Here is a 4,908-nt window from a genome sequence, read left to right on the forward strand (position 1 = left end):
CCGGGGAGCCCGCCCTCGCCGTCGAGTACGCCGAACGCGCCGCCGAACTCGCCCGGGTCCTTCTCGGTGGTCTCGGGGGCGGCCCAGCGGGCGAGGGCGGCGTGCCGCTCGGCCAGCTCGGCCTTGCTCACCCCGGCGTACGCGGCCTCCCGCATCAACGGGGTGGCGAAGGCATACCCGGTGCGGGTGCGGTGCAGCATCCGCCGTTGCAGCAGCTCCTCCACGGCCCGGTCCAGCTCGACCGCGACCACCGCCGCCGGCCGCCCGTCCCGCCCGGCGCGCTGATCCCGGAGCGCCTCCATGGCGCCGGTCGGCACGGTGTCGCCGACCACCGCCGCGTCCCGCAGCACCGAGCGGGCGTCGGGCGGCAACGCGTCGATGCGGGCCGCCAGCACGGCGGCCAGGTCCCGGGAGAGCAGTCGGCTGCCCAGCGAACCGGGCACCAGCCGCCAGCTGCCGGGGTCGGTGCGGCCCGCGCCCGCGGTGAGCGCGCCCCGCTCCATCAGCAGGGTGACCAGCTCGGCCAGGTAGAACGGGTTGCCCTGGGCGGTGGCGAGCAGCCGGTCCGCGTCGGCCTGCGGCAGCTTCCCGCCGCCGAGGTAGCTGGTGAGCAGCCGGGACGCGTCGGCACCGCGCAGCGGGGGCAGCGCGTGCACCTCGGCGTCCGCGACCCGGGTCAGCGCGCCGGCGGTACGCACGAGCTCGGGGCGGCCGAGCAGCAGCACCAGCACCGGGCCGCTGAGCCGGGAGAGGCTCAGCCCGAGCGCGTTGATGGTCTCGGCGGTGGCGTCGTGCAGGTCGTCCACCACGATCACCATCGGCGCCTCGACGGCGAGCGCGCTGAGCAGGTCCGCGACCGCGTTCGGCACCGCCTCGGCGTCCGGCGGCGGTGCGGCGGGGTTCCACTCGCCGTTCTCGGCGGGGCTGGGCAGTTCCGCGTACCCGAGCAGCGCCAGCAGCTGGTCGGTGGCGAGCGGCGGCAGGTCGCCGGGCAGCCGCGCGAGCCGCTGACCGAGCCGCCGCAGCCGCTCCTCCACCGCCGGCCGGGTCAGCGCGGTGGCGGCGTCGTTGGGCAGGCCGACCGCGGCCCGGACCAGGTCGGCCAGGGGCGCGAGCCGGCGTCGTTCGCCGAACGCGGCACAGCGCACCGAGAGCACCCGGGCGCCGGTGTGCGCGGCGTACCGGCCGGGGCCGACGTCGTAGCCGGCGGCGAGGCGTTCCACCTCGGCGGCGAACCGGGACTTGCCGATTCCCGCCTCGGCGGTCATCAACAGCACCCGGGGCTCGCCGCGGTCGATCACCTCGGCGAGCCGGCCGGCCACCCGACCGATCTCGGTCTCCCGGCCCACGTACGGCGCCTCGTCGCCGAGGCCGGACCGGGTGCCCGGCGCGTCCAGGAGGCCGAGCAGCTCGTACGCCTCGACCGGCTCGCGCTTGCCCTTGAGCCGCAGTGGCCGCAGCGCCCGCCAGGAGGCGACGTGCCGGGTCGCGGCCGAGGTCCGGGCGCCCGCGTAGACGGCGCCGACGGCGGCCGCGTCGGCGAGCCGGGCGGCGGTGTTGACCGTGTCGCCGATGACCGTGTACTCGATGGCGGCCTGGATGCCGGCGATCACGTCGCCGGTGTTCAGCCCGACCCGCAGCCCGAGCGGGGCACCACCGCCACGCTCGTCGTCGAGCACCCGGCGGACCGCCCGCTGCATGGACAGCGCCGCCCGGACCGCCCGCTCGGCGTCGTCCTCGTGCGCAACCGGCGCACCGAAGACGGCCATGATGCCGTCGCCGGTGAGCTTGTCGACGTGCCCGCCGAAGGTCTTGACCGCGCCGGCGAGGGCGGCGAGCACCCGGTCGGTGACCGCACCGACCCGTTCCGGGTCGAGGTCCTCGGACCAGGAGGTGAAGTCGGAGAGGTCACCGAAGAGCACGGTGACCACCCGCCGCTCGGCGGCGGGCAGCGTCGCGGCGGCCGGCAGCGCCGCACCGCAGTTGTGGCAGAACCGCGCGCCGGGTACGGCGACCGTTCCGCACACCGGGCAGGTCACGGCTGCTCCACCCCGAGGTATTCCAGCTGCGCGCGGACCGACCACTCGGCGGCCCACCAGAGCGACCGGTCGACGTCCGCGTAGACCCGCTCGACCACCTCGGGGGCGGTGGTGGCGCCCGCGGCGACCGCCTCCCGGACCTGGTCGAGCCGGGCCCGGCGGTGGGCGAGGTAGAACTCGGCGGCCGCACCGCAGTCGGCCAGCGCCGGGCCGTGTCCGGGCAGCGCCGGGATCCCCCGGTACGTGGAGAGCAGCTCCAGGCTCGACAGGTAGTCACCGAGGTGGCCGTCGGGGTGGGCGACCACGGTCGTGCCCCGGCCCAGGATGGTGTCGCCGGTGAGGACCACCCGCTCGTCGCCCTGCTCGACCAGGAAGCAGACCGAGTCGGCGGTGTGGCCGGGGGTGGGCAGCAGGCGGATCTCCAGACCGAGGCCGCCGAAGTGCTCGCCGGGGCCGGTCAGCGGCTCCCCGCCGATGGTGTGCGCCCGGTCGGCGGCGAGGACGTGCGCGCCGCCCAGCAGCTCGCTCAGTCGCGGCGCGCCCTCGGTGTGGTCGGAGTGCCCGTGGGTGATCAGCACGACGCCCACCGGCCCGTGGCCCGCGATCGCGGCCAGATGCGCCTCGTCGGCCGGCCCGGGGTCGATCACCACGGCCGGCTCACCGGGAGCCGCCCGCAGCACCCAGGTGTTGGTGCCGTCGAGCGTCATCGGGCCCGGGTTCGGCGCCCTCAGCAGCGTCACCCAGCCCGGCAGCTCGTCGGCCAGAGCACCCGCCGCACCCGTCACACGCCCGCCCATGGCAGCGATCGTACGACCCCCTCCGCCACTCCCCGCGATCTTGCAGTTTCGGCACGAGGTATGTCCCCTTGCGGGCCATCTGTCGGCACGACAACCGCAAGATCGCGGGTACGGAGCGTCAGGCGACCTCGACGATGACCTCGACCTCGACGGGGGCGTCGAGGGGCAGCTCGGCGACGCCGACGGCGCTGCGCGCGTGCCGGCCGGCCTCACCGAAGACCTCCCCGAACAGGTCGGAGGCGCCGTTGATGACGCCGGGCTGACCGGTGAAGCCGGACGCGCTGGCCACGAAGCCGGTCACCTTGACGATCTTGACCACGTTCTCCAGGCCGACCAGCGAGTCGATCGCGGCGAGGGCGTTCAGCGCGCACCGCTGCGCCAGGTCCTTGGCCTGCTCGGCGGAGACGCCGTTGCCGACCTTGCCGGTGGCGAGCAGCTTGCCCTCCGCCATCGGCAGCTGACCGGAGACGTAGACGTGCTGGCCCGACTGGACGGCCGGCACGTAGCTGGCCACCGGCGGCACCACCTCGGGCAGGGTCAGGCCGAGTTCCGCGAGCTTGGCGTGCGGTCCGTTGCTCATGCCGGTCACGCCTTCGGGCGCTTCAGGTAGGCGACGAGCTGCTCCGGGTTCGGGCCGGGAACCACGGAGACCAGCTCCCAGCCGTCCTCGCCCCAGTTGTCGAGGATCTGCTTGGTCGCATGGACCAGCAACGGGACGGTGGCGTATTCCCACTTCTGCATCGCGTGAAGGCTGCTTCCTACTAGATGCTCATCACTGAGCGATTCGGATAATTCGCTCTCCGCTCGGCCAGGGCCGGGCTGGAGTCCTGGACCGGCAGTCTGGTCCGGTGGCGATCGGTCCTGTCCCGCAGGATCTGCCTCACCACGCGATGCGAGGTGCGCAGGGCGATGTCGGGATCGCCTGCTCGCTGCAGGATGTTGATCGCCGCGTTCACGTCAGCCTGCCACACCACCCCGCACGAGGTGCAGTGAAGCCGGTCCCCGTTGCGTCGGCCGAGCCGACCGCAGCGGTGACAGGCTTGTGAGGTGTAGGCCGGAGATGGATCTGCGGAGGAAGTCGACATCAGGCACTACTCCCTTGCCTGGCATGGACTTCGGTCAGGCACAGCCTACGGTTCGTCAGGTCGACCGGGGCGCGGGACGCTGCTCGGGCGTCGCGGGCTCCTCGCCGCACGGACCCTCGTGGTCGTACCGCTGGGGGCAGCGGCCACGGCCGGGCAGCAGCAGGTCGCAGAAGACGCGGTGCCGGTTGTTCTGGTCGTCGGCGGTGGACACGGTGGTCTCGCCGGCGTCGAGCTCCCGGAGGAAACCCAGCGAGATCGCCACCGTGGCGGCCAGCGCGGTGGCCGTCGCCAGGTCGGGGACCCGGACCGGCAGGTGGATGACGTACCCCGACTCCTCCTCGTCCCGGCCTCGGTCGGCGGGGCGGATCATCGTACGGATCACCTCAGTCGACTCCGGGAAGCGGTGGTACGGCCGCTCGTTGACGGGGTCGATGCCGTCGGAGCCGGGCCGCCCGGCCCGGTCGTCGGGTGGGAACTGCCCCCGGGGGACGTTCTCCGCGTCGCGCATCCGCCGCCTCCGGGCGTTCCGTCGTACCTGGTCACCGTCGCCACCATCCGGCTCGGACTGCCGCCGCCGGTCCGCCGCAGCGACGAAGGTAGAACCGATTCCGGAGCCGGACAACGAAGCGCGCACGCCGGTTCGCGTCGAGTCACATATGCGACAGATGACTCGTCCACAATCCGATCGCGGCGCCCCGCGCCGCTTGGCGGCAGCGTGCCGGGAGACCCCGGGGGCGACGCGGGGCTGGCAAGTCGGCCGCTGAACGCTACCCTTCCGTCGGACGGGCGACCCACGCTCGCCCGCCATGCTCGATCACGCGTCGATCGCCTGGGGCGGCGACGGCGCACGCACTCCGGGGGAAGACATGACCCAACCGCCCATGGGTGGCGCCAGCGGATCGCCCGGCGGCCCGTACCGCGAGGGGCCGCCGCTCGGCGGCGCACCCAACCCCGCGTCCTACCCGCCGCCGAACCCCGGGGCCTACC

General features: G+C 74.3%; 6 protein-coding genes and 1 pseudogene. 1 reads left to right on the top strand and 6 read right to left on the bottom strand.

Annotated elements, in window-relative coordinates; all coding sequences use genetic code 11:
- From DKL51_RS33785 to DKL51_RS33810, 6 genes are all read right to left on the bottom strand, one after another.
- Positions 1 to 2,039, bottom strand: a 2,039-nt coding sequence (locus DKL51_RS33785; RefSeq protein WP_260428768.1) for an adenylate/guanylate cyclase domain-containing protein, incomplete at its 3' end; no start/stop codon positions are given.
- Positions 2,036 to 2,836, bottom strand: coding sequence for an MBL fold metallo-hydrolase (locus DKL51_RS33790; protein ID WP_109947547.1), 801 nt, complete (start codon positions 2,834 to 2,836; stop codon positions 2,036 to 2,038). The genes DKL51_RS33790 and DKL51_RS33785, both read right to left, overlap by 4 nt.
- 118 nt (positions 2,837 to 2,954) lie before the next feature.
- The gene (locus tag DKL51_RS33795) at positions 2,955 to 3,416 is read right to left on the bottom strand and encodes a RidA family protein (RefSeq protein WP_109947551.1); all 462 of its coding nucleotides are present in this window, start codon (positions 3,414 to 3,416) and stop codon (positions 2,955 to 2,957) included.
- Positions 3,417 to 3,421: 5 nt separating this feature from the next.
- Positions 3,422 to 3,577, bottom strand: a complete 156-nt coding sequence (gene sp36, locus DKL51_RS33800) for a Sp36 family protein (RefSeq protein ID WP_013736319.1) — start codon at positions 3,575 to 3,577, stop codon at positions 3,422 to 3,424.
- Between the two features lie 20 nt (positions 3,578 to 3,597).
- Complete coding sequence (locus DKL51_RS33805; RefSeq protein ID WP_109947548.1) at positions 3,598 to 3,921, bottom strand: zinc ribbon domain-containing protein; 324 nt, start codon at positions 3,919 to 3,921, stop codon at positions 3,598 to 3,600.
- A gap of 55 nt (positions 3,922 to 3,976) precedes the next feature.
- The gene (locus tag DKL51_RS33810) at positions 3,977 to 4,429 is read right to left on the bottom strand and encodes a hypothetical protein (protein ID WP_109947549.1); all 453 of its coding nucleotides are present in this window, start codon (positions 4,427 to 4,429) and stop codon (positions 3,977 to 3,979) included.
- A gap of 298 nt (positions 4,430 to 4,727) precedes the next feature.
- On the opposite strand from DKL51_RS33810, the pseudogene DKL51_RS35995 reads away from it, so the two are divergent.
- A pseudogene (locus DKL51_RS35995) lies at positions 4,728 to 4,908 on the top strand (hypothetical protein); the annotation flags it as partial.

The sequence above is a fragment of the Micromonospora globispora genome, assembly GCF_003857015.1.
GTDB lineage: Bacteria > Actinomycetota > Actinomycetes > Mycobacteriales > Micromonosporaceae > Micromonospora > Micromonospora globispora.